The organism is Spirosoma knui (assembly GCF_054780635.1).
This window is the reverse complement of sequence record NZ_BAAGVY010000006.1, coordinates 297,320-323,276: the sequence shown is the minus strand read 5'-3', so window position 1 is coordinate 323,276 and position 25,957 is coordinate 297,320. Positions and strand designations below refer to the sequence as shown.

General features: G+C 50.3%; 18 protein-coding genes. 6 read left to right on the top strand and 12 right to left on the bottom strand.

The genetic code is table 11. The annotated features are described in order from the left end of the window. Positions 1–7 precede the first annotated feature (7 nt). The 3 genes from ACYVIY_RS15280 to ACYVIY_RS15270 all read left to right on the top strand — a co-directional run bounded on the left by ACYVIY_RS15280 (position 8) and on the right by ACYVIY_RS15270 (position 2,837). Complete coding sequence (locus tag ACYVIY_RS15280; protein ID WP_460977234.1) at positions 8–844, top strand: ThuA domain-containing protein; 837 nt, start codon at positions 8–10, stop codon at positions 842–844. 27 nt (positions 845–871) lie between these two features. Then, a complete protein-coding gene (locus ACYVIY_RS15275) occupies positions 872–1,684 on the top strand; it encodes an SDR family NAD(P)-dependent oxidoreductase (RefSeq protein WP_460977233.1) in 813 nt (270 codons plus the stop codon). 85 nt (positions 1,685–1,769) lie between these two features. Next, positions 1,770–2,837 (top strand): endo-1,4-beta-xylanase, encoded by a 1,068-nt coding sequence (locus ACYVIY_RS15270; protein ID WP_460977232.1) that lies wholly within the window; start codon positions 1,770–1,772, stop codon positions 2,835–2,837. A gap of 95 nt (positions 2,838–2,932) precedes the next feature. Here the strand turns inward: ACYVIY_RS15270 and ACYVIY_RS15265 are convergent, their stop codons facing one another. Further along, positions 2,933–3,625 (bottom strand): DUF421 domain-containing protein, encoded by a 693-nt coding sequence (locus ACYVIY_RS15265; protein WP_460977231.1) that lies wholly within the window; start codon positions 3,623–3,625, stop codon positions 2,933–2,935. Positions 3,626–3,637: 12 nt separating this feature from the next. Continuing rightward, positions 3,638–4,342, bottom strand: coding sequence for a DUF421 domain-containing protein (locus ACYVIY_RS15260; protein WP_460977230.1), 705 nt, complete (start codon positions 4,340–4,342; stop codon positions 3,638–3,640). 208 nt (positions 4,343–4,550) lie between these two features. On the opposite strand from ACYVIY_RS15260, the gene ACYVIY_RS15255 reads away from it, so the two are divergent. Continuing rightward, positions 4,551–6,275: an alpha-amylase family protein gene (locus tag ACYVIY_RS15255; RefSeq protein WP_460977229.1), complete on the top strand. Its 1,725-nt coding sequence runs from the start codon at positions 4,551–4,553 to the stop codon at positions 6,273–6,275. 197 nt (positions 6,276–6,472) lie between these two features. Here ACYVIY_RS15255 and ACYVIY_RS15250 read toward each other — a convergent pair whose 3' ends face one another. Continuing rightward, positions 6,473–7,309, bottom strand: a complete 837-nt coding sequence (locus ACYVIY_RS15250) for a helix-turn-helix domain-containing protein (RefSeq protein ID WP_460977228.1) — start codon at positions 7,307–7,309, stop codon at positions 6,473–6,475. 231 nt (positions 7,310–7,540) lie between these two features. On the opposite strand from ACYVIY_RS15250, the gene ACYVIY_RS15245 reads away from it, so the two are divergent. After that, positions 7,541–10,072: a sigma 54-interacting transcriptional regulator gene (locus tag ACYVIY_RS15245; RefSeq protein WP_460977227.1), complete on the top strand. Its 2,532-nt coding sequence runs from the start codon at positions 7,541–7,543 to the stop codon at positions 10,070–10,072. A gap of 18 nt (positions 10,073–10,090) precedes the next feature. On the opposite strand, the gene ACYVIY_RS15240 is transcribed toward ACYVIY_RS15245, so the two are convergent. The 9 genes from ACYVIY_RS15240 to ACYVIY_RS15200 all read right to left on the bottom strand — a co-directional run bounded on the left by ACYVIY_RS15240 (position 10,091) and on the right by ACYVIY_RS15200 (position 23,976). Then, positions 10,091–12,337 (bottom strand): histidine kinase dimerization/phosphoacceptor domain -containing protein, encoded by a 2,247-nt coding sequence (locus ACYVIY_RS15240; RefSeq protein WP_460977226.1) that lies wholly within the window; start codon positions 12,335–12,337, stop codon positions 10,091–10,093. Between the two features lie 193 nt (positions 12,338–12,530). Then, positions 12,531–13,097: an antibiotic biosynthesis monooxygenase gene (locus ACYVIY_RS15235; protein ID WP_460977225.1), complete on the bottom strand. Its 567-nt coding sequence runs from the start codon at positions 13,095–13,097 to the stop codon at positions 12,531–12,533. Positions 13,098–13,202: 105 nt separating this feature from the next. Next, positions 13,203–13,676, bottom strand: coding sequence for a Dps family protein (locus ACYVIY_RS15230; protein ID WP_460977224.1), 474 nt, complete (start codon positions 13,674–13,676; stop codon positions 13,203–13,205). Between the two features lie 134 nt (positions 13,677–13,810). Next, positions 13,811–14,752 (bottom strand): ring-cleaving dioxygenase, encoded by a 942-nt coding sequence (locus ACYVIY_RS15225; protein WP_460977223.1) that lies wholly within the window; start codon positions 14,750–14,752, stop codon positions 13,811–13,813. A 133-nt stretch (positions 14,753–14,885) separates the two neighbouring features. Continuing rightward, positions 14,886–15,713, bottom strand: a complete 828-nt coding sequence (locus ACYVIY_RS15220; protein ID WP_460977222.1) for an alpha/beta fold hydrolase — start codon at positions 15,711–15,713, stop codon at positions 14,886–14,888. Positions 15,714–16,162: 449 nt separating this feature from the next. Further along, positions 16,163–17,125: a TIGR03885 family FMN-dependent LLM class oxidoreductase gene (locus ACYVIY_RS15215; protein ID WP_460977221.1), complete on the bottom strand. Its 963-nt coding sequence runs from the start codon at positions 17,123–17,125 to the stop codon at positions 16,163–16,165. Between the two features lie 17 nt (positions 17,126–17,142). Further along, positions 17,143–21,357, bottom strand: a complete 4,215-nt coding sequence (gene treY / locus ACYVIY_RS15210) for a malto-oligosyltrehalose synthase (RefSeq protein WP_460977220.1) — start codon at positions 21,355–21,357, stop codon at positions 17,143–17,145. Next, positions 21,350–23,236 (bottom strand): malto-oligosyltrehalose trehalohydrolase, encoded by a 1,887-nt coding sequence (gene treZ, locus ACYVIY_RS15205; protein ID WP_460977219.1) that lies wholly within the window; start codon positions 23,234–23,236, stop codon positions 21,350–21,352. The genes treY and treZ overlap by 8 nt, the downstream gene beginning before the upstream one ends. Positions 23,237–23,550: 314 nt before the next feature. Then, positions 23,551–23,976 carry a hypothetical protein gene (locus ACYVIY_RS15200; RefSeq protein WP_460977218.1) on the bottom strand — a complete coding sequence of 142 codons (426 nt, stop codon included), beginning with the start codon at positions 23,974–23,976 and terminating at the stop codon, positions 23,551–23,553. A gap of 236 nt (positions 23,977–24,212) precedes the next feature. Between ACYVIY_RS15200 and ggt the strand changes: the two genes are divergently transcribed. Beyond that, the gene (gene ggt / locus ACYVIY_RS15195) at positions 24,213–25,955 is read left to right on the top strand and encodes a gamma-glutamyltransferase (protein ID WP_460977217.1); all 1,743 of its coding nucleotides are present in this window, start codon (positions 24,213–24,215) and stop codon (positions 25,953–25,955) included. Positions 25,956–25,957 lie beyond the last annotated feature (2 nt).

Sequence of the window (25,957 nt, the reverse complement as noted above, 5' to 3'; positions counted from 1 at the left end):
CTTACGCATGAGTCGATTCACTTCGGGAGCGTTTTGGGCGTTACTTCTGTGGCTGGTCACACCCAATGCGGGCTGGTCAACCGATGCGGTTAACTGGAAAAAGGTGAAGGTGCTGGTGTACACCAAAAACGGCAAAGGTTACGTTCACGACAACATTCCCAACGCCGTTCAGTGTATCCAGCGATTGGGGCAGCAGCACGGCTTCAAGGTAGACGTATCGGATCAACCGACCGTATTTACAGAAGATAATCTGAAGCAATACACAGCGCTGATTTTTCCCAGTACGAACAACGACGTTTTCGATACGGATGCCCAGCGGCTGGCCTTTCGGCGCTATATCGAGGCCGGTGGCGGCTTTGTGGGTATTCACTCGGTGATGGGTACCGAACGGAACTGGGACTGGTTCAAACGCATGATCGGGGGGACCTTCGCCTGGCACCCGCCTTATCAAAAGATTCGGATTAATATCCTCGACACGAAACACCCATCTATGCAGGGCTTACCTAAGGTGTGGGAGAAAGAAGACGAATTTTATTTCACAAAAGACATGTCGCCGGGCCCGACGGTCATTATGGCCAACGACCTGACATCCCTTGACGGTCGGGAACCCGAAAAGGTCAAGATGTTCGGCGGGTCGTACACGAAATTATATCCATCGGCCTGGTACTACAACTTTGATGGTGGGTATACCTGGTGCACAACCCTCGGCCATCACAAAAATGACTACGAAGACGCTACGTTCACCCAGCATATTTTTCAGGGTCTCCGCTACGTTGCCGGACAAGTGAAAAAGATCGATTTCAGCAAAGCGTACGCCGATTCGAGAGATACACCTATTCAGTAAAATTAGTACCCGCTTATCTAACTAGTAATGGAACAGTTATCAGCTACTCAGGCAAACGTGCAACCGTCACAGCAGCCCACCCACGCCACTATATTCTCGCTCGAAGGCAAGCTCGCGCTAATCACCGGTGGCGGCAGCGGCATTGGCTTTGATATTGCCCGCTGCATGGTACAGTCAGGCGCTACTGTCGTTATAACCGGTCGTCGGGAACAACCCCTTCAGGATGCTACCAAAACCTTAGGTGAACGGGCACATTACATGGTCAACGACGTAACGGTTCGCGAGTCACTGGACGGACTCGTCGAATCAATCGAAGCGACGTATGGCCCTATTGACGTACTGGTTAATAACGCCGGGATTAACATGAAAAAACCCGCCTTGGAGGTTAGTGACGAGGATTTTGACAGCATTATTCACACCAACCTTAACTCCGTTTTTAGCCTGACCCGCGCCTGCGCACAGCGAATGGTTGAACGCCAAAGTGGCACAATCATCATGATTTCGTCAATGGCGGCTTATTACGGTATCGATCGGGTGGCGGCTTATGCCGCGTCTAAATCAGCGGTCGAGGGCATGGTGAAAGTACTGGCGTCGGAATGGTCGGGGAAGGGAGTCCGCGTGAATTCGATTGCGCCGGGCTTCATCGAAACCGCCATGAGCAAGACGGCCATGAGTGGTGATCCGGATCGATTTGCCCGCGCCATGCGTCGGACGCCTATGGGTAAATTCGGCAAACCTGAAGACATCGGCTGGGCGGCTGTATTCCTGGCTTCCGATGCCGCCCGCTACATCACGGGGGCGTCGCTGCCCGTCGACGGCGGGAATTCCATTGGCTTTTAAACCTGTTGCCTTGTCTGTTTAAAACTAGCTCTGCTCGCTTGCCCGGCATTCGCCAATAGAAGACCCGATGAACCTATAAAAAGCAATGAAACATAGACTAACATTTATTCCACTCGCTCTGCTCGTGTGGAACACTAGTCTGGCTCAGGACCAGAAGGGATTGAAGGATTATTATAGGAACTATTTCCCTATCGGCGTGGCCGTAGCTCCGCGAAACCTGACAGCCCCAGATGCCGACCTGATTCGCCAGCAGTTCAATAGCATAACGCCGGAGAACGCTATGAAAATGGGCCCTATCCACCCCGAAGAAAACCGGTATAACTGGAAAGATGCCGACGCTATTGTTGACTTTGCCCAGCAGAACGGAATGAAAGTTCGCGGGCATACGCTCTGCTGGCATAATCAAACGCCCCGTTGGTTTTTCACGGATGCGTCGGGCCAGCAAATCAGCAAAGACGTGCTCTTTGCCCGGATGAAACAGCACATTAGTGACGTAATGGGGCGGTACAAGGGCAAAATTTACGCTTGGGACGTTGTGAACGAAGCGGTTCCGGATACAGGAACCGGTATGTATCGTAAGTCCAAGTTTTATGAGATCGCTGGGGAAGAATACATCGAAAAAGCCTTTCAGTACGCGCACGAAGTCGACCCTAGCGCGGTGCTGTTTTACAACGATTACAATACCGAGAGCGCAGCAAAGCGGGAGAAAATATATCAGTTGCTGAAGAAGTTAAAGGCCAAAGGTGTACCCGTCCAGGGCGTAGGCCTGCAAGGGCACTGGTCGATCTACGAACCGACAGCGCAGGAGTTAGAAGAGTCAATTACCAAGTTCGCCAGCTTGGGACTGAAGGTGCAAGTCACGGAACTAGACGTATCGGTGTACCCGAAAGAGCACGAGCGCCGGGCAAAGAAAGATACGGACAAGAGCGAGTTTACGCCAGAAATGGACGCCAAGCAAGCCGCTCATTACAAGATGCTATTCGACGTATTCCGCAAACACAAAGACGCAATCACCGGTATTACGTTCTGGAACGTATCCGACAAATCGACCTGGCTCGACAATTTTCCGGTTCCTAACCGCAAAGATTACCCTTTACTCTTAGACACTAATTTCAAACCTAAGAAAGCATATTGGGAGGTGGTTAAATTCTAGTGACTATAAGCTTAAACAGCCGAAGGCCTTAACAACTGACGTCAGTTGTTAAGGCCTTCGGCTGTTTAGATGCCATTACGTATCGGTCGCGCATGCTAAGCGTCTACCGCCCGAACCCAGTTGTTGTCCTCGCAATTTTCGCATAGTTCGTTGGGTTGCGTAACAGTCTGTCTGGACGTACCACAGGTATGGCACACGAACAAGTCCGGCGCTTTTTTCTGCGCGTCTCGAAAATCAGGATCAATTTCAGGGATGATAGACAGTCCCGGCCGGGGCTCCTCATTCGCGATGAGCGTAAAGCTCCCACTTGCTTCTATATACAGGCGTTTCACCTGGCCTAAATGTTCCATGCCGGCCGAACGAAGCTGTTCCATGAGCCGTTCCCGCGTAATACGTACCTTCTGCATACTCTCCAGGTGCATCACCGAATTTTCGACCAGTACACTAATATTATCCTGCGTAATCGCTTCAAACTTCTGGTTTTTGTAAGCCAAGGTAGAAACAAGGTGCTGAATAGCCACAATTACCAGGGCCACAACAACAGCAGGTAACAGACCCCGGTCGGGCGCCAAAATAGGCATACCGATAGCGGCTGCCAGCGACACCTGAGCGGCCAGTTCATTCCGGCTTAACTGGGCAGCCATGCGTTTGCCCATCAAACGCATAGACACCATCAGCAGTAAGTAAACAAACGTGATCCGGATCACAATTTCAATCAAATACTCACCCGGCACCTCGCCCATGAGTATACGCATCCAATCAGTTATATGAATATCTTCTGGTTTCATACTCGTTGCTAATTAAGCGGGTTCGCTAACCGGCTGAACGGCCTTTGTCCATACCTGCTGACTACATACCGGACAGGGCTTACCTTGCTCATCAGCAGGCACGGTGTTAGCGCAGTTCGTGCAGGCCACCGTATCGTCTGCACAGGATTGAATTTCCTGGATCGACGTATCGTCGGGAGGCAGCGTTGACAACCCTGGTTTTGCTTCTTTGTGCTTATAGATGCTGAACGCTCCGCAGGCTTCAATGTACAGGCGCTTCACTTCGCCGAGATTGTAAATTTCCTTAGCTCTTAGCTGCGCAAGAATCTGCTGCCGGGTAATTCGGGTGTCGGCCAGATTGTCTAGCTGCAGGGTACCATCTTTGATCAGTATGGTTGTTTCGCCCTGCGAAACGTTCTCGAACTTCTTAAACTTAAACTCCAGCAATGTCAGCCCCCGCTGAAATATCATCATGCACAGCATTGCCACAACAGCCAGCAAGATACCCCGGTCGGGCGCTTCTAACGAAGGTGAAATAATGGCCCCCACCGTCACCATTACCGACATTTCTGTTATGGTTAATTGCCCGCTCATGCGTTTGCCCAGGAGCCGAACAACCACCAGCAGAATTAAGTAAATCAGGATGGCTCGAACAAGTGTTTCTATCAAGAATTCGGGCGGTGCCAAGCCAAACAAAATCCGCTCCCAATCGTCTAATCGTATCTCCTCTTTCTTCATCACCTTACTTGTTAACTGCGCTTGTTAACCTGCTGTTCTATAGAAATGATTGGCTTTTAAATCGATTTATTGCTTGGGCGAAAAAGAATAAGTAAATGGTCCGCCTAAATCTACGAATTCATAAATCCGTTAAGTCGGAGGCCAGACAATCAGGATATAAAGCAATTTTTGTTTTGAGTGGTTGTTCAGATAATCGCTTCGACCGTTCATGAAAAAGCTTTTCCTGATTTTATGCGCCAGCGCACTGCTTCAGTGCCAGCGCAAAGACCCTCAAGACATTCCCACAACACCGGTTCCGCCCGATTTCATCAAAGAACTATGGTACAAAAACGGCCTGATTTATAACCTTGACGTCAAGGTCTTTAAGGATACGGACGGCAACGGATTCGGTGATTTTAAAGGATTAACTCAGGAACTGGATTACCTGAAAAAGCTGGGAGTCGACGTAATCTGGCTCTCGCCGTTTCAACCCTCGCCGGACGGTGACGATGGTTATGACATTACTGATTTCTACGGGATAGACAAACGCATCGGTACCCGCGCCGACTTTGACGAGTTTATGCAGCAGGCAAAAGCCCGCAATATTCGCGTGATTATGGATCTGGTCATTAACCACACCTCCGATCAACACCCCTGGTTCAAACAAGCCCAACGGGACAAGAAATCTCCTTATCGTTCTTGGTACGTCTGGTCGAAAAATCAGCCGAAGAACTGGGACAAAGGCATGGTGTTTCCGGGTGTACAGAAGGAAACCTGGACCTATGACAAGCAAGCCAATGAATATTACTACCACCGCTTCTACAACTTTCAACCCGATTTAAATGCCCAGAATCCAGCGGTGCAGGTAGAGGTCCGAAAAATTATTGGTTACTGGCTAAAAACCGGCATGTCCGGCTTTCGGCTAGACGCTGTTCCTTTTTTTATTGAGAAAATGGATGCAGATGGCGATCCTGACAATCCGGAGCACCAGTTTGAGCTTATTACGCAAATGCACCAGTTCATACAATGGCGCAGGGGTGATGCCATGGTTCTGGGCGAAGCTAATGTAGATCCGAAAGATCAGAAGCCTTATTTCGGCGAACAGGGCTCGGGCATGCAGATGATGTTTAACTTCTTTGCCAACCAACATTTGTTTTATGCACTGGCCACGGGTGAACTGGAACCGTTTACCAAAGCCCTGGAAGATACTAAAGGCATTCCGCCAACTGCACAATGGGCTTACTTTCTGCGTAACCACGACGAGATTGATCTAGGTCGGCTTACCGAAAAGCAACGTAACAAAGTGTACGAGAAGTTTGGCCCGGATACGTCCATGCAGTTGTATGACCGCGGTATCCGTCGCCGACTGGCAACTATGCTGGGTAACCGTCAACAGATTGAATTAGCCTATAGCGTCCTGCTGTCTATGCCTGGAGCACCAGCCATCCGGTACGGCGAAGAACTGGGCATGGGCGATGATCTGCGGCTGAAAGAGCGCTTGTCAGTACGTACCCCTATGCAATGGTCAACCGAGCCCAACGCGGGGTTTTCAACCTCGTCCAAAACCGTTCGCCCAGTAATTAGTCAGGGACCGTACGGGTACCAGCGCGTGAACGTAGCCACCGAAAGCCAGGACTCTACTTCCTTACTCAACTGGCTAACCCGAATGATCAAAATTCGAAAGGAACATCCTGAAATCGGCTGGGGCGACTGGCGGTTGCTAAAAACGGATTCCCCTAACGTGTTGGCCATCCAGTATGATTGGCAGGGCCGTTCCTCACTGATGGTGCACAACTTCGGCGAGAGCGCACAGCAATTCCAGGTAGGGCTACATGAGAAGCCAGCCAGCACCTTATCCAGCCTATTTGACAAAAGCCAGCAAAAAGCGAACGGTAACGGCAAGTACCTCATCTCGCTCGGCAAATATGGCTACAACTGGTATCAAATCAAGTAATTAGATTATTACGTTGTGGTGTCAGGTTCGAGAACCCGACACCACGTTTTAATCAACTTTGTGCATGACAATAGGTGTGTGGTCATTCGTATTGGCCGGGGGAATTCGGTCGGCGTTCTGAGAGGGGTACTTTCGCCCAAACCCCTGATTGAAAAAAGAAGGGATTGTGTGGAGACGATTAAGGTAGACAAACAACGTTAAGCAAACAGGCCTTGCCGATACGTAGTCGGCGTATGATTGTAGTGGCGCTTAAACAATTTGTTAAGGTGGCATACATCAGAAAAGCCGAATTCGTCGGCAACCTGAGAAATCGTCAGCGAGGTGTACCGCAGTCTCCTGGCAACCAACTTGAGCTTGTGTCGGATGATAAACTGCTGAATGGAATCACCAACCTGTTGCTTAAATAGGGCACTCAAATGACTCGGTGAGTAATGAAAGACATCCGCGATCACCTCCATTCGCAATCGGTGGGGTTCGCCTATGTGCTGATTGATGTAGGCGATCACTCGCCGGGTGAGATCCGACGAGAGAGATAGTTGAAGCGCAGAGGATAGACCTTGTTGATCGAGTAAGCGACTGACTAAGCTTAAAATGACCGTCATCAACGATTCAATAATGAAATTGTCTGATCGGATGCTCTGCTTCTCGGCCAGCAACATGACCGCCAGCGTCCGCAGCTTGTCCTGATCGGCAACGTCGGCTGCAATTGATCCTAAATGGAAAGCAGTTGACTGACTGAGGCACTCCCACGAATAGCTTCCCCTCGCTGGTAAGCTGTCGACAAAGAACCTAGAAAACGCGAGCCGGTAGAAGCTGCTTCGTTGCGTCATCGAAAAACTGTACTTGTCCTGAGTACCGAGAAAGAAAACATCACCCGGACGATAAGCAACCTGATTTCCATTGATTAGATAATAGCCTTCACCTGCCTGAATTAGGATCAGTTCATAACAATCTGGCCATCGCTTTGGCGGAGTCCACTGGCCCTGTTCAACGTGTTCGATGAACAAAGACTCTAGATGAGAGGTGTGTTGCATAAGCTTGGTATAAGAGGAACAGTTACCAACAGCACATACCTTAACGAACATAGTGCCACTTCAGCCATATCAAGCCGTTCCACTACCAATTGATTAACAATCAACAACTTGGACAATATAAATTTAAATAACTATTCCTCCAACATGTTGGAGACTCCAAAATATTGGAGGAATTGGATGGAGTTATTTTAGAGGTATATCTTTACAGCTCGTCAACGTTACCTATCCAACATGCTGCCAGTCAACGAGCCACCAGTCATGCCTTCTCTGCTCATTGTAGAAGATGAATTTCTGATCGCCAATGATCTACGGCGTATTCTGGCTAAGGCAGGCTACCGGGTAGAAGGAATTGCCGGGTCTGTCATAGAAGCCAAACAACTAATTAGTGATCAGCAAACTGATATTGTGCTGCTGGATATCTTCCTGGATGGCTCCGAAACGGGAATCGACCTAGCCCACTGGCTGAATCGACAGTCGATTCCATTCGTTTTTTTGTCCGCCAATTTAACGGATAGCCTGCTTGAAGCCGCTAAAGTGACGCAACCCTTTGGGTTTCTGACCAAACCCTTCCGGGAAAAAGACGTACTGACAACGCTGGAAATTGCCCGCTACCGCCATGCGCACAGCGAGGAGACCAAACTACGTCAGCAGCAAAGCATTCAGATTGCCGTTAATAACGCCAGTATTAGCATTCAGAACCGCGAGCAGTTCTGCCTGGCCATTGCCGAACAGATTAATCAATTCGTACCGTTCTCCTTCCTCACCTTTCAGATTGGCTTGCCCGACGAGTCGTCGTTTTACTGGCTCATGCTAGAAAAAACGGGCGACAACTCGTTCCAGCGGGTTAGCCTAACGACCTTATTGCAGAATGTAGCTAATGCGTCGCTGTTAGAACATTTAGATAAGGAAGCACCAGATAGGCTGGGTGAACAAACCGGCGTATTTAATGGCGCTGCCTTTGAGCGGCTCTGTGAACAGTACCTTACCGCACGGGCCAGTCGGGATCGGTTCAGGGTTCGGTCGATGGCCTTATTTCCGATTCCGCTAAAGCGCAATTCTGCAACCACGATCATGCTGTCGAGTACCTTGGCGGATGGGTTTACAGAACGAGACTACCAGACTGTTAGTCTGATCTGCCCGCAAATTGCCTTGACCCTGGATAATCTGCTCGCTTACGAGGAACTGGATACGCGCCGGCAGGTCAAAGCCATTGAATTAGCCATTGCCAATGCGTTTCGCAGCGGCCTGAGCCTGGATGCCATGTTGACGCAGGTAGCCGGCTCAGTTAACGAGCTGCTGCCTGTTGATGTGCTGGCACTTTATCAGGCAGGTGACCAGCCTCCCTCCCGGACCAGCGCACTCAATATAGTACAGAAAGTTAATAGCCGGTTTGAGCCTCTAGAGGTTCAGTCGTTACCCATTTATAGCACGATCAGCTCGATGGCCTGGGCTACTGCCTTAGCTTCAATGCAAACGTGTCTGGCAAAGCCTACATTGAGCGTAGGTTTCCAGTTTACTAATGAGGCACCCGGCGACGCAATCGGGGACATTCTCCGAAAGGCGCTAGAGCTGCAATCGATCATGTACGTTCCTGTTTTTATTAGCGAACAGCCTGCAGCCTCGCTTATACTAGCCAGCAAAGCGCCCTACGCCTTCACGTATAGAGATCTACACACCGTGCAGGATATTAGCGTTCAACTGGCGCTTGCTCTCGACAATGTGCTTGCTTTTGAGCGCATAAACCAATTGAGTGAGCGACTAGAACTGGAAAAAACCTATCTGGCCGAAGAAATAAAGACCAGCCACAATTTCGGGGAGATCATCGGGCAAAGCCAGGCCATGCAGGCTGTATTTTCCTACATTGGCCAAGTAGCGCCAACCGATGCTACGGTTCTAATTATGGGCGAAACCGGAACGGGTAAGGAGCTTGTAGCCCGCGCTGTGCATACACTCTCACCGCGCAAGGGTCGCCCCATCGTCAAGATTAACTGTGCCGCACTACCTGGCCAACTGATTGAATCGGAGTTATTTGGACACGAACGGGGCAGTTTTACAGGAGCTACGGAGAAGCGAATCGGTAAGTTTGAGCTAGCGAACGGCGGTACGCTGTTTCTGGATGAAATTGGTGAGCTGCCACTTGAACTACAGTCCAAACTTTTGCGGGCTATACAAGAGAAGGAAATTGAACGTATCGGCGGCAAAGGTCCTATTCGTATCGACGTCCGTGTCATTGCGGCTACCAACCGGAATTTGCAGGAAGAGGTGGCTAAGGGACAATTCCGGTCGGACCTTTACTACCGGTTGAACGTGTTCCCAATTGTGGTACCGCCGTTGCGGGACCGAACGGATGATATTCAACCGCTGGCATTGCATTTTCTGCGACGCATCAGCAAGAAGCTAGGCAAGCCTCTGACCGGCATTTCTAACGACGCCCTTCAACAGATTCTAGCCTACCCCTGGCCAGGCAACATCCGGGAGCTAGAACACGTGCTGGAGCGGGCCGCCATCCTGTCGCGGTCAACCACACTGGAGCTGGCCGAACCACTGCGTCCAACGCCCGTATCCAGTGAATTAGCCTTGAACGAGTCGCGAAGTGAGCCCATACAGCCCATCCAAGTTACTATGCGGGCGGCCATCCTGGCGGCTCTAGCCAAATCGGGCGGACGAATCCGGGGGCAAGGCGGAGCTGCCGAACTGCTACACCTTAAACCGACAACGCTGGAGGCACGGATGAAAAAACTGCACATCAGTATTCCTAAATAAACCAGTAGCTGAGCCGAGCTATTTTTTTGTGGGGCTAAAGTCCAGTTGCATACGAACACCGGATGCTTGATGAATCTGTAATTCACCTTTGATCTGGCGGCTTAGGCCCTGAACCATTGTTAGGCCCAGTGTATTGCTGTGAGCGGGGTCGAATCTAGCAGGCAAGCCCACCCCATCATCTTCTACAACGAGCCGGTACGTTTGTTCGGACAGTGGCTGAAGGCTTACTCGAATCACCCCTAACCGCTGGGTTCCGTTCGAATAAACCGGAAACGCGTACTTGAGTGAATTGGTAACAATCTCGTTGATGATAAGCCCAACGGGCGTTGCTAGATTCACATCGAGCTGGACAGGCGCCACATCCAGTTCGGCCCGGACGGTGGACTGAATGCTGAAAGATTCCAGCAAATAGTCAACGACTTCGCCGATGTACCCAGCCATGTCTACCTTCGAGAGATGATCGGATTCATACAAACGTTGATGAATCAGCGCCATTGCCTGAACCCGGCTCTGACTCTCCCGAATAGCGGCTAAGGCTACGGAGTCCTGCAAGTAATCGGACTGTGAGTTTAGCAAGCTGCTGATAACCTGTAAATTATTCTTCACTCGATGGTGAATCTCTTTAAGCATCCATTCTTTTTCAACCAGTAGCGCTTCCTTATCGGTGATCATCTGTTCGAGCGACTGGTTTTTCTGATCGATCTCCTGTTGTTTCGCTTCCAGTAGTTGGTTGCTCCGTTGTTTGAGCCGGTATCGGTTATAGCTCACACCCAGTAGGCCCGCCAGCAGAATAGCCCCAATCATCATAGCTATTTGCGTTATTCTAGCCCGTTTCAACGCCGACTGCTGAAGTTCGCTCTGCTTAGTCAGCAATGCAATATTCTGCTCCTTATCCCGCGTATCATATTGGATCTGTAGCTGCGCAAGCTGTTTACTTTTCGCTTCGTTGAATAGGGAATCATTCAGGGTTTTGTATAAACGAAAATGATTGATTGCTGACAGATAGCTTCCCTGCGCCGAATCGACCTTAAACAGCATTCGATGAATGTCCCTCAACGACGACAGAGCCTCTTTCTGAGGCAGCGTAGTTAAGGCTTTTGTCAGATACTCATTAGCCTCTTTATAGCGGTGCTGCCTGAGATAGAAATCGCCCAACTCCTGCCTGACACGTAATGACCCTTCAAAATCGAGTTTGTTTTTCTCATACCAGTATAGTGCTTCCAGATAATATTGCTCAGCCCGTCGGGGGTCGTTCAAAGCCTCGTAACAATAGGCTAGGTTCTGCGCCACGCAGCCTTTCTGGATGATCGTATTCGTTGGAATCTCCTTGACCAGTTGTTGAATAAACCGGAGGGCTTCTGCTGGTTTGCCTTGAGCAATTAAGTCTTTGGCAACGATTCCAGCGGCATTGAAAAGCGCAAAATTGGGAAGACGCTCCTGCCGCCAGGCCGTAAGCGATTTTTTGACCCATTCCATATGCTGCTGGTGGTTTCCGATTTCTTGGTAAACCTGAGCCAGATCGCCATAAAAAGCCGCTGCAGAAGCTGTATCCGCTGTTTTATTCATGCTGTCAATGCACAGCAGCGCATACTTCAACCCGCGGTTCAGATCTCCTTTGACGCGACTGATGGACGACAGTAGGTTGTAGGTGTAGTGTAAGTTAGAGTAGCCGATGGCTTTATACCGCTTCAGAACGTTGAGTAATTCCGCTTCGGCCAGGGCTAGCTTACCTTCATAAAAATGGGTAACCGCAATTTCCTTTAAGGCATGAATCTCCTCTATCGGCTTCTTAATAGATTGGTAAATAGCAGCGGCCCGGCGAAAGTTACTAACCACCTGTATTGAGTCCGGGGCGTAGTTTCGCAGCCAGATAGCCAATCGGGTTCGCGCAATAGCTTCCCCTTCTACGTCGCCTAAACGCTGGCACGTTGCAATGAGTCTTGTAAAACGAGACCGTCCGCTGGTTGTATTGCCCCCTTCCAGGTCAACTACAATCAACAAACTTTCAGCGTCATGCTGCCGGGTTAGCAGGTGGAGCGAATCACTCAACTGTTTGGCCTGAACGAGATACATCCGGCTGCTGTCTAGATCGACCTTCGACTCTCCGGGTTTGTAGATGTGAAACTTGCCCAATTCGAGCAGGGTGGCAATCCGTTTATCGCTAGGCGGGCTTTTCTGTAACTTGGCAAGCAGATTGTTCACGCGCTGCCGGTTTATGTTTTGCCCACTCGATATCAGACCAGACAGCAACAGGACAAACAGCATAGCGATGCGCCTGTAGCCGAATAGAAAAAAAAAAATATGGCTGGTAGATGATCAGCGTGTTTGGCCGCACCAGGCTGCATAGGGTTGGGGGTTACGCAGGCGCTTCAGTTATCAGACTAGGTTAGCTTGCCTGCTAATCAAGCCACTACCCCGCAAATATACGCTGATACGAACCATGGCGTACCTGTCTCCATCAGGGTTTATACAGCCAATGAGCCACCAGCCGAACGTAACGCGGCATAATTACAAACGTCATCAGGCCGACAATAAGCAAGCTGGTAATGAATGCCCGAACTAACGGGACGGCAAGGATGGGAAAGGCCGTTAGAACTGGGGCGAGAAACTGCGGAATCAGAAACGATAAGGGGAAGATGGCGGATAAGGTTATCAGAAACTGCTTATATGCCGGAGCCACTTTATGGCTGGGTGGGGTAAACCAAAATTCGAGTCCGGTTTTAATATCAATTCGTTCGTCTTCGTTCAACAACGGACGCACCTCGTCAATGAGTCGTTTGCGCGTGTCGGAGGCCAACCAGTCGCGAAGGTAGGCCTCCGACTCAAAATGCAGCACAATGGTATATTCGTCGCTTTGGCCGTGCGGCCGAATTATGTTTATCCCCCGGTGTCCGGGTACGGTTTGAGCCAGCGGAATGATCTTGTTTAACCAGCTTTCATACGCCTGAACGTTCTTTCGGTACGGCCGCTGGACAATAATGGTAGTAACAGCACTATGGGTGTTAATCGGAATACCTGACGCCATACAATTGCGACTAATTAGTTTTCACAACGAACCTGCTAAGCCTGTGGAATCTGCGCAGATATTCACCATGCCTAGCAGGTTACGTCTGTCTCGTTGAAGTGGGCTTTACTTCAAGTGCGCCCGAAGCATCCAGGCAATTTTTTCGTGTGTTTCCATTACGCCTGTCACGTAATCGCTTGTACCTGCATCGTGGTGCGCATCCTGAAACTCACGAATCGTCCCTCGAATGAATTCAATGATGCTCTCGTGGTCGCGTAGTAGCTGGGTCATCAGGCTACGGCTGTCGTTTACGCCCGCATCCTGTTCCGTCAGATGAGTTAGCTGCAGGAAGTTTTTCAAGGTTGCCGGCGCATAGTGGCCTAACTGGCGGATGCGCTCAGCGATACCGTCAACGAGTTCGGCGGATTGATTGTACAGCTCTTCAAAATATACATGCACGGAATGGAAATCCATGCCTTCCAGATTCCAGTGCGCGTTAAGCGTTTTAGTATATAGGACAAACTCATCGGCCAGTAGTTTAGCCAGTTCGTACGCTACTACTTCGCGATTCTCGGGAGAAATACCAATACTTGTATTCATATTATGAATGTGGGGTAGGTAAATAGTTAAGAAAAAAGCCGGGTCTAGTAGTCCACGCGGACGGCCAGGAAAGTGCCTACTTCGGCCAGCCGGTTCGAAAGTCCTCATTCGTTATCGTACCAGGCGGCATACGGTCAGTTAACCCGCAAGATTGGTAGCGCCTTTTCGATTCGCTCTCTAGAAGCTGCGTACTGTTTGGGCAGTTTAAGATGATTACCCAGCTCAGCCAGCGGCTCATCGACGGTAAAGCCTGGATTGTCGGTGGCAATCTCGAACAAAACGCCCCCAGGTTCGCGGAAGTAGAGCGAAAAGAAATAATCACGGTCAATTTTCGGGGTGATCTGTAAGCCACTGCTCAGAATCTTTTCCCGAAACGCCATCTGAACGGTATCGTTGGCCACCCGAAAGGCTACGTGGTGATTTGTCCCGGCGGCATTGCGACCTATCGCCCCTTTTGGTTCTTCGAGTAAGTCTACAATAGCAGCTTCGGATACGGCCTCGGTTCGAAACCGATAGCGGTTACCTTCCTGTCCCTCTAGTCGATACCCGAAAATATCGGTTAATACCTTCGCTGTAGCGTCTATCTTTTGCAGCGTCAGCGTGATGCTATGAAAACCCCGAGTGGCCGTATCCTGCTTAATCTCTTCGGTTTCCCAAGCAGGGCGGCTGTCGGGCTGTTGAGGAATAATCAGGGTAGAGGCTAGTCCATCGGGGTCCGTAAACGGCAGATACCGTTCACCGAATCGCTCGGCCTGCTCTCCCATCGAAACACCCGCTTCCCGAAACCTCCCGGCCCAGTTATCCAAGCTATCTGATGGAACCGAATAGCCAATTTCGGTTGCCATCCCGATGCCGTTCCGACCAGGGCCGATGCCTTCCCAGGGAAAGAACGTTAGGATGGTTCCGGGCGTCCCTTCTTCGTTGCCGTAATAAAAATGGTACGTAGTGGGATCATCGAAATTAACCGTCTTCTTAACCATACGCAGTCCCAACACGTGCGTGTAAAAATCATAGTTACGCTGGGCGTTGTTGGCAATGGCGGTTATATGATGAAGACCTAAAATTGAATCGTTCATGGTAAGGAAAGGGTAACTTGATCCTATGGAGTTGGTTGATGGTGACAGGCTTGTTTATAGCACATACACCATCAACCAAATCCATAGAACCTGAATTGGAATCCTGCGCGTTTGTGTTCTTTCCGGAAGGCAATTATGCTTCCGATTGTATAAACGCGAGCAAGTCAGCGTTGATCGTGGCGGCTTCCGTTGTCGGCATTCCATGCGGAAAGCCCGGATACGTAATCAGACGGCCATTCTTTAGAAGTTTGACAGCTTTACGGGCCGTAACATCGATAGGTACGATCTGATCGTCTTCTCCGTGCAGAACTAGAACCGGTACGTCAATACTCTTGAGATCTTCTGTAAAATTGGTTTCCGAGAATGCTTTTATACCATAGTAATGCGCATTGATACCACCCATCATACCCTGCCGCCACCAATTGTCCCGTACGCCCTGCAACGGCGTAACACCAGACCGGTTATAGCCGTAAAAAGGTAGGGTGAACTCGTTATAATATTGCTGCCGCCGGGTCGCTGTGTTTTCCCGAATATCATCAAACACAGACATGGGCACCCCATCCGGATTGGCTTCGGTTTGTACCATTAACGGCGTCACGGCACTAATGAGAACCGCTTTATCAACCCGTCCCTGTCCGTGTTTGGCTACGTACCGAGCTACAACTCCACCGCCCGTGGAATGCCCGATGTGAATGGCATCGTTCAGGTCGAGCAATTCGACCAGTTCGGCGATGTCAGCGGCATAGCTGTCAATGTCGTGTCCGTCGGGTGATTGAGTAGAGCGTCCATGTCCCCGTCGATCAGCGGCAATAACCCGATACCCACGCGTTAGAAAAAACATCATCTGGGCATCCCAGTCATCAGCCGATAACGGCCAACCGTGGTGAAACACAATAGGTTGACCAGTTCCCCAATCTTTGTAATAAATCTCGGTACCGTCTTTAACTTTTAGCGTAGGCATAGTCTTTGGTATTTAGTGTTTATTGACTTTCGGGAGGGGTAAAGCCCGCCGATTAACCAAGACAAAGTTGGAAAGAGTTGATGTACCGATAGCGGTAAGAATTACGGGGAATGCGGTAATTTCTGCGGTTCTTTAATGCAGTAAGCCGCCTATCTCTCGTAGTTTGTCTATCTGCTCGAATAAGCGCCCGACAAATTGAGCAAGGGTATTGTATTTCTAAGCGTTCAGAAGGAGAGCTGAACTGTAATTAATAAGCTAGGGAGTATTACAACTACCGCTCTACGGCTTCCAAGTCGTTTCTAAACGCCAGCAACTTAATGTTTCAAGGAGGTATTGCATCAGATTCTCAAAATCCGATATCACTTCAAGTAAGTCCGTGTAGTGGAAAATGTAAGATGGTATGTAGTGTAGTGTCAGATTCTCAAACCTGACACTACAATGTAATGAACCTACTTGAGCAAAGCCGGCAGCACATTCTGACCAAAATCGTCAATGAAGCGCTCCTGCTCTAAATTGACGTTATGGAGCGATAACTGCTCGAAACCGAGGTCAGCGTACTGCTGTAGCCAGGCAACATGCTGACTCGGATCAGCCGAGATATTCACCATCTTATCGACCTCGCTGACATTAACCAGATCACCGGCCATGTCGAACTGCTCGGGTAGACGCAGTTCAGTCAGCATGCCGTTCGGGAAGATGTTTGATCTCCACTGATCGTAAGCGCCTTGCTGAGCGGCTTCTTTCGTTTCTGCGTACGATAGCTGCACTTTTAAGTACATAGGTTTTCCTTCGCCACCGCCCCGCCGAAACGCGTCCACCACTTCTTTTAGTTGTTCAATCGGTTGAGAAATGGTCAGTAATCCATCGGCCCAGCTCCCAACCCACTCGGCCGTTTTGCTCGTTACGGCCGCGCCAAAGATCAACGGCTTTATCGCCGGTTTTGAGTACAAAATGGCATCTTCTACCGTCACCAGACCGTGGTGCGTCACCGTTTCGCCGTTCCACAACGCCCGAATAATATCCACACACTCCTTGAGCCGCGCGTTCCGATCGGCTTTGGTTGGCCACTTATCACCCGTGATGTGCTCGTTCAGGTATTGCCCCGTTCCAACAGCCATCCAGAATCGTTCGGGAAACATGTCGGCCAATGTAGCCGCTGCCTGGGCAATAATGGCCGGATGATAGCGCTGGCCGGGCGCGTTTACAACCCCAAACGATAGCGACGTAGCCTGTAAAGCAGCCCCTAACCACGACCACGCAAAACCACTTTCGCCTTGCCGGTTACTCCAGGGATGAAAGTGATCCGACGATGTTCCGGCCGTAAATCCAGCTTGTTCAGCCCGTTGCATCAGGGTCAATAACGTGCTGGGTTTAAATTGCTCGTGCGATGCGTGATAGCCTAGTTTAAGCATTGTTTTGACAGACTTGATTAGCGATTATATACCTTTACCCACTCTCTCAACTGCGCTTCAATCTCCTCCGAAATCTGTCCGGGCAACAGTCGCCATTCCCAGTTGCCACTGCCCGAAGCCGGTGTATTCAACCGGGCTTTTTCGTCTAAGCCAATTACATCCTGCATGGGTAGAACGGCAAGCTTAGCAACAGAACCGTATGTCATCCGGCCCAACACGACATGCACATCGTTCTCCGTAACCGGATATCCCACGTATTTCGCCAGCCGCATCTGGTCTTCTTTATCCGCATTCTGCCGGTACCAGCCCCGGCTGGTGTTGTTATCGTGCGTGCCGGTATAGGCAATCGAATTGATGGTATGATTGTGCGGAATGTTTACCGTTTGGGGCATGTCATCGCCGAAGGCAAACTGCACGACTTTCATACCTGGCATCTTGAACGCATCCCGAAGCTCATAAACTGCTTCGTTGATATCGCCCAGGTCTTCGGCCACAAACGGCAGCTCGCCCAACTCCTGCCGAACGACATTGAAAAAGTCGGCACCGGGTCCGGGTTTCCACGTACCATTCACAGCCGTCTTTTCGCTGGCGGGCACTTCCCAATAATCAGCAAAGGCCCGAAAATGGTCGAGACGTAACAAATCATACAACTCCATGTTTTTGCGCAGGCGCTGTATCCACCACGAGTAGCCCTGCTCCTTTAAGACATCCCACCGGAATACAGGCATCCCCCAAAGTTGGCCATCGTCGTTAAAATAGTCGGGCGGCACACCAGCTACACCCGTCATCTTTCCATCATTGTCGATACTGAACAGATCTGGGTTCGCCCACACATCAACGGAATCATAACTCACGTAAAAAGGTAAGTCACCGAACAGTTGTATGCCGAGGGCATTGCAGTACGCTTTCAGATCTTTCCACTGGCTTGTGAACACGAACTGGAGCCACTTCACCTTGTCCATCACCTCTTCGTTATCTCTGGCAAAGGCTTGCAGCGGCTCCGGTTGACGAAGTCGATATCCCTTTGACCATTCAAACCAGGGCGCATCCTTATGGTGTATTTTTAAGGCCGAATACAATGCGTAATCATCAAGCCAGTATGCTTCTTGTTCACAAAACTGCTCAAACTCCAGTTGAAGAGCGGCTGATCGGTGCGCCTTAAAATTCCGATACGCTATCTCAAACAACTCTTCCTTCGAACCCTTTGCCGCTTTGAAATCGGCTTTATCCTGAATGGGTAACTGATGGGCTAATACGGTTTCCTGATCCAGCAAACCTTCTTGGGCTAGTACATCTAAGCTTATCAAGAGTGGGCTACCCGCCATACTCGAATTCGAACTATAAGGCGAATGGCCCTGCCCCGATTCAACCGGATTGATTGGTAGCAACTGCCAGTACGTCTGATGGCTCCGGCTCAGAAAATCAGCGAACGCCTTTGCCTCCGGTCCGAAATCACCGACGCCATAAGGCGATGGCAAGGACGTAACGGGTAACAGGATGCCTGCGCTACGTTCAGTGGGTGCTTTCTGGAGCTTGACTATTGCCAGCGGTATATCTTTAAAGAGGTCCTGGATTGCAAGGCTCCCCTTCTCAACTTTACCACTGGCCCGTACAAGCCGATGCGCCCACTCCTGCGGTACGTAGTCGGGCAAGACAATGCGGGTATCAGCCCAGTCAATAGCCTCTAGCTCATCCTGATTAGCTAACTGAGCCAGGCCAAGCGGAATTGCGACTACGTACCAGGTCTGCTCATACCGACGGGCAAAGGCCAGTACGTGCTGTTTATGTCGACCAGCTACCTGCAAGGGAACGTAATGTCCTTTGGCAAAAAGGTCGGGGTATTGTTTACGTTCATTAAGCAGGGTGTGTACCAGCCAAAGTTTTACGCTGGCATCGAACCGGTTCTTCCACAAATCAGCCCAAATGCTCTCTGATTCTTTTGATGACAGTTCATCGAGCCACTGCTGACGCTGGTTGAAATCAACAGACCGCCGGTTGTCGGGGTCAACCATACTCAGATCCCATCCTTCGCAGCCCTGATACACATCTGGTAACCCCGGGGTGGTGAACTTCAGCATAACCTGCGCCAGTGAGTTAGCTACGCCAAAATCGGCTACTCTCCGGTGAAATTGTCCGAAGCGTTTCCAGAAAGGTCGTTTGTGGTCAAGTAGCTTCAACGCAAAATTCTTCGTTGCTTCTTCGTAGACTTCGTTCGGTTCGTTCCAACTCGAATGTCGCTTAGCCTCACGCAGGGACTTTTCAAGATACTCGGCCAGACGAGTTGGGAAATTATCTTCGTCATGCCCCGGCATGGGATGAGCACCGATCAGTGTTTGGTAAATGAAATACTCATCGTTGGCGTCGGGCGCATCATTTTGCTTTAAGTCCTTGTTCAGCTCCTGCCATTCTTCGACTGCATCAATCCATTCGTCGGTTAAGTCGGTCAGTACATTCAGGCGGCTACGAACGTCTTCACCCCGTTTGGTGTCGTGCGTCGACGTAGCGTTGATGGACAGCGGCCAACCTTCCTGCCGGTCCAGCATTTTCTGGTGAAATTCATCGACCGTAAGGCCGAAAAAGTCGGGGGAATCGCCGACTTCATCGTGTCCCAGGAAACGCGTGTAAGTATACATGAGCGTATCCTCAACACCTTTTGCCATGAGCGGCCCGGTAAACTGCATGCAGCGCTGATAAAAACGTAGCGCGCGGCTATTATAAGCTTCATCGCCCGCTTGTGGCTTCACCAGCCAGGCATCTTCCAGTACGTCCATTGCCGGACTTAACTCGCGCTTACGTTGCCGAATCCGGCTGATGATGTCCTGTACGGCCTGGGCTTCCTCCGCAGTTAGTGGAAACTGGTTACCATAATAGCGGTAAACCGGGCATTGAATCAGAAACTCACCAATTCCGGCCTTCATTACGTCCGGCGTCAGTGGCCCTGCTAGGCGCTCGTCAATCAGTTGCAGGTCGAGCAACAGGTGGTATAAATTCTCCCGCTCACCCTGCATGTGCTCATTAAGGATGTAGGCTTTCTTGTCGTAAAGCTCCTCATGAATCTTGACCTTTTCGCCCAGCAACTTGTGGTAGAAGCGGGTGAAGTTGGCGCTGCTCCGGGTTCGCGTGAGTACATTGTTGACCAGCGACAGATACGCGTAGCCCGTCTCCCCCTGAATTGGCCAGTTCCTCGGCAGCTCTTCGCCCGTTTCCAGGATTTTTTCAACAACGATGTAGGCTTTAGGTCCGGCCAACTCCCGTAGTCGCTCTAAGTACTGAGTTGGGTCATATAGCCCGTCAATATGGTCGACGCGTAGCCCCTGAAACACATCAGCCTCTACTAGCGCTTTAATGTGTTTATGAACGTGTTCAAAGACGACCTCATCCTGAATATTCAGACAGATCAGGCCATTGACCGTGAAGAACCGCCGGTAATTAATTTCCGTATCGGTTTCGGCATGGTAGCATAACCGATATGCCTGTTCATCGGCGATCTGCTGAATACGCGTGGCATCTTCATTAACCGCTTTCAAACAGTTTTTCAGATACGCTTTACCACTAGGCTCGTCAAGCAGATTCGCCAGCTTCGTCTGAAATTCGGTTGTCTGTAACGCATAAGTCTCGGTGTCCTCCGTTTCTGCCAGCTTGGCCAACTGATTCAGTAGCTCACGAATCGCCTTTGATGGTTCCTCCGAACCGGCTTGTAGAATCGCAGCGTATGAATCGAGACCAATCGGATAAGGCGAATCGTAATACGCCAGCACGAACCGTTGGTCCTGGTAATCGATTTTCAACTCCCCATTCTCAACAATCTTTTCCAGCGGTGAACCCAGGAACGGCACCATAAGCCGCCCCCCATGAACCGGGCTTGTCCAGTTTATATCGAAGAAACGGGCGTAGAGTGATCGCTGCCCTTTTTCCAAGACGTCCATCAGCCAGGTATTGTTGGGGTGGAACGCCATGTGATTCGGTACAATGTCCTGCACCCAGTGAATACCCAATTCATGGAGTTGCTTACTGATGGCTCTTAGCTGCTCCTCTGTGCCAATTTCAGGGTTAATACGCTGCGGATTAACGGAGTCGTAACCGTGCGTACTGCCCGGTACGGCTTCAAAGATCGGAGATGCATATATGGTACTTACGCCAAGCTGGTGTAAATAGGGAATAACACGCTCAAAATCACTGAAAGTAAACTCTTTATGAAATTGCAATCGGTACGTAGCAACCGGATTATTCATAGCGTTGTGTGTAGATGACGAATGATTCGGCCTGGAGCGTAATAGTCTCTCCATCTGAGGTAGTTTGTGGGGCCTGACTGGCGGCTGGTCGATCAGCTTCCTCTTTTGTTTGATCTTGCCACTGCGAATCGGCCGAATCAAGTGCTTTCTCCCAGGACAAGTCCAAAGCTGGTATGTTCACCTCTCTTGGCTCTTTGGCAAAGTTCATTAGACAAAGCACGTGCTGATCGTCGTGCCAGCGGTGCAGGATCAGCGTTTTCTGCTCCTCACTCTCGCTGACGTCTAGATTTTTTCGATCTAAATGGCGTAAGGCCGGGTGTTCCTTACGGAGCGCAATAAGCGTCTGATAGTACCGCAACAATGTTTTATGCGGCTCCTGATCTAACAATTCCCATTGCAACTTCGATTGTTGGAAAATATATTCAGACATCGGGTCGGGCACGGTAACCTCATCGCTGGCATAGAAGGAAGCGAACTCCTGCTGACGTCCCTGCCGCACGGCTTCTACTAACTCCGGATCAGTATGGCTGACGAAGTATAGGAACGGGTTCGTTTCGGCCCACTCCTCTCCCATAAACAACAGGGGTAGATACGGGCTGACCATAACCGCCCCTGCCATCACTTTTAACGTATCGAAACTATAGAGCTGGCTGGACCGTTCGCCCAGCTTGCGATTACCGATGTGATCGTGATTCTGCGAGAATACGACAAACTGTTGACCCGGATTGTTTTCGGCCTTTTTCCCAAAGAAGCGGTGCCGCTCCTCCGAAAACTGGCCATCGTATACGTAAGCATCCCGATAGGATTTGGCCAGGTGGCTTATACCCGTGAAGTCAGAGTAATAGCCGTTACGTTCTTGGCCGACCGTAACCCGTAAAGCATGATGAAACTCATCCATCCATTGGGCATCCATGCCAAATCCCTCTTCAGATAAGGGGTTGATGAATTTCGGATCGTTCAGATCGTTTTCCACAATCAGATAATGCCGACGACCAGTTGCTTCCATCAGCTGATCGACGTACTGCTTGATCTCGCGCAGAATGTGGGTTGTGCTAAAATCCTTTATGGCATGAACTGCGTCGAGACGTAACGCGTCGATGTGGAAATCCCGGAACCACATGAGCGCATTTTCAATAAAGTAACGCCGAACGCCATCGCACCAGGCATCGTCAAAGTTGATGGCCTCGCCCCAGGGTGTATAGTACTTGTTGGTGAAGTAAGGCCCGAAATCTCTGAAGTAGTTGCCCTCTGGACCAAAGTGATTATACACTACGTCGAGCAAGACCGCTATTCCTTTCGCGTGGCAGGTATCAACGAGGTGCTGTAGTTGGCTGGCTCCCCCGTAGCTGTTCTGAATGGCGTACGGAAACACGCCATCGTAACCCCAGTTGCGTGAATCGGGAAACTGCGCAATCGGCATAAGTTCAATCGCGTTGACGCCTAACGCTTTGAGATAATCCAGCTTTTCTTCGATGGCGTCAAACGTACCCTCGGGCGTAAACGTACCCGTATGCAGTTCATAAATAATGTACTCTTCTAGGGGCAGGTTCTCCCAGGCCTGATCATTCCATTGAAAGTCGGTAAGGTTTACGACCTGAGAAGGTCCATGAACACCCTGCGGCTGGCAAAGTGATGCCGGATCGGAACGCCTTAGTTCGCCATCCAGAACAAATTCATACAAATCACCGGGGCTAATCTGATGCGTTTTAGCGCACCAGTAGCCGAATCTGTCTGTCTTCAGCGGGATAGCTGCAGCATTACCGTACAACTTGATGGCTACGTGCTTAGCCTTTGGCGCCCACACCAGAATCTCTGCTTCATCTTCGGCAACAAACGTAATCCCAAGCGATCGTTTGTTTACATGTATTTCGTCAACCATAACGTTAAAAACTCTATGAATCAAGCATATAGCTTGTCATGCCTTAACCCTGACAAATTATATCTGATCGATTTGGCCTCACATATTCTTGTAACTACGGTTTTAACTACTTTTTAACTAGATTATGTTTGCAAAGGCTTGTTAAGAAATAAGGAAATGGCCGCCATATTGTTTCAAGTCAGGGCGTGGCTCACTTTTGTGGTAACCTCTAATTTGAGGAAAGGCTGACCGGCACCGCTGTTTATAACAAAAGCAACGCGGCCCATTCTGGTAGGAACGGGCCGCGTTGCTTTTGTTGCCAGGTGCGTTTATAGCTATTGCTTTTTAACCTTAATCACTGCTTCCTGCTTTGTGTTGGCGGGATCAGTACCCGGATAAGGCCGAACCTCGCTTAGCAGCACCAGATACCGATCGTTACCTAACTGAATCGTTGTCGAGTCTTTGTCTTTGGGACCTGGCTTGCACTCGCCAAGGCACAAGCTTCCCGACTGACGGTTTGTGCCGTCGGTGAGCGTAAACGAAACATCGGCGTTTCCGGCCCGAATGCAGATGGCATTGGCCGGGCAGCGGCTATCCTGAATCGTATCGACCTGCACGGTCACACTCTGCCCTATACGTGCCGACTGCTTAATTCCTACCACTACAGACTCCGATGGCTGAGCAGCGTTCTGAGTAGTTTGTTGACATCCGACGGCTGCTAATCCACTAAGCAGAACCGCGGCTAAATAACTAATCTTCATAGTTGTCATAAATTATACTAGCTGTACTAACCAATCAGACCCTAATCCCTTCGTTGAGGTTGTAAAGGGACTAGAGAATTTTGCGTTGCCAGCATTCTAAACCAATGAAGACAACGGATTTACAGTCTATAACGTAATGTTTTGACCGTTTATGAGCTTCCGGGTTAAGTAAGCGGTTCAGTAGAGTGACTTTTAACGTAAGTAGCTGTTTGACATCGACAGCTGGTAAACAGCCAATGAACCGCACAATCCTGGGTTTTATCGTAAGCCTGCTCGTATTCAGTACGCCCACCCTGTATGGCCAGCAGACGGGTAAAGGCGACCGCATCACGGGACCGAACTTCGTCACGCGCAGCCCCACTCTGGGAACGCATGGCATGGTCGCAACCAGTCACGCACTTGCGACGCAGATTGGTCTGGACATTTTAAAACAGGGTGGTTCAGCCGTTGATGCGGCCATTGCGGCAAACGCTGCGTTGGGTGTTATCGAACCGAACAACGGCGGCATTGGTGGTGACTTGTTCGCGATTGTCTGGTCGGCGAAAGACCGTAAGCTCTACGGCCTGAATGCCAGCGGGCGATCCCCCAAAGGCTTGACGTATGATGCGTTACGTACCCGACTGGGCAAGCAGACGCAAATCCCGCTGTATGGCCCCCTGGCCGTTTCGGTTCCAGGTTGTGTGGATGGCTGGTTCGAGCTACACAAGCGATTTGGCAAACTTTCCGTACGTAACATTCTTGCCCCCAGCATTCGCTACGCGCGCGAAGGTGTACCCGTTCCGCAAGTGATCGCCTATTCGTGGCAGGTGGCGGCTAATCGGTTATCGGCTAATCAGGCCGATATTTCCGAGTTTGATAATTTCCGTAAAACGTACTTGATCAACGGCAAAGCACCCGTCGAAGGCCAGTTATTCAAGAATACTGATTTAGCAGCTACCTACGAAAAAATAGCGCAGAGCGGCCGGGATGCGTTTTATAAAGGTCCTATTGCCGATGCGATTGACCAATATGCCCGACGAGTGGGTATGCCGTTACGTAAAACGGACCTGGCCGCCCATCAAAGCAATTGGATTGACCCCGTATCGGTGAAATACCGGGGCTATGATGTTTATGAACTACCACCCAACGGACAGGGAATCGCCGTTTTACAAATGCTCAATATTCTGGAAGGCTACGACCTGAAGAGTATGGGGCATAACAGCGCCGATTATCTGCATCTACTGGTTGAAGCAAAAAAATTAGCCTTCGAAGATCGCGCCCGGTACTACGTCGACCCAGAATTTGGCAAGGCTTCGACCGATTGGCTGCTAACCAAGGCGTATGCCGATCAGCGCCGGAAGCTGATTAATATGAACAAGGCTGCAGAACGTATCGATGCGGGTATTCCGGCGCTCCGGGCTGGTGACACCGTTTACTTAACCGTAGCCGATGACCAGGGAAACATGGTCTCGCTCATTCAGAGCAATATGCTCGAGTTTGGTAGCGGCATGGTACCCGACGGTCTGGGCTTCGTTTTTCATAACCGAGGCACCAGCTTTACTATGCAGCCCGATCATGCCAACGTATATGCGCCCGGCAAACGCCCGTTCTCGACAATCATCCCTGGTTTTGTGCTCAAAAACGGAGAACCCTTTCTAAGCTTCGGCGTTATGGGCGGGGCCATGCAGCCCCAGGGTCATCTTCAGGTTTTGTGCAACATCATCGACTTTGGCATGAACGTACAGGAAGCCGGTGATGCCGCCCGATTCAGTCACTCCGGCAGCAGCGAACCCATCGGTACGTTGATGACCGACGGGGGGCGGCTGGCACTGGAAAGTGGTATTTCCAAAGATGTACGCGCCGAACTCGAACGACGCGGGCACCGTCTGGCCGAAACCGACTTCTTCGGCGGCTACCAGGCCATTCGGTTCGATGCCACCAACCGGGTTTACTGGGGTGCTACCGAAATGCGCAAAGATGGCCAGGCCGCTGGCTATTGAGT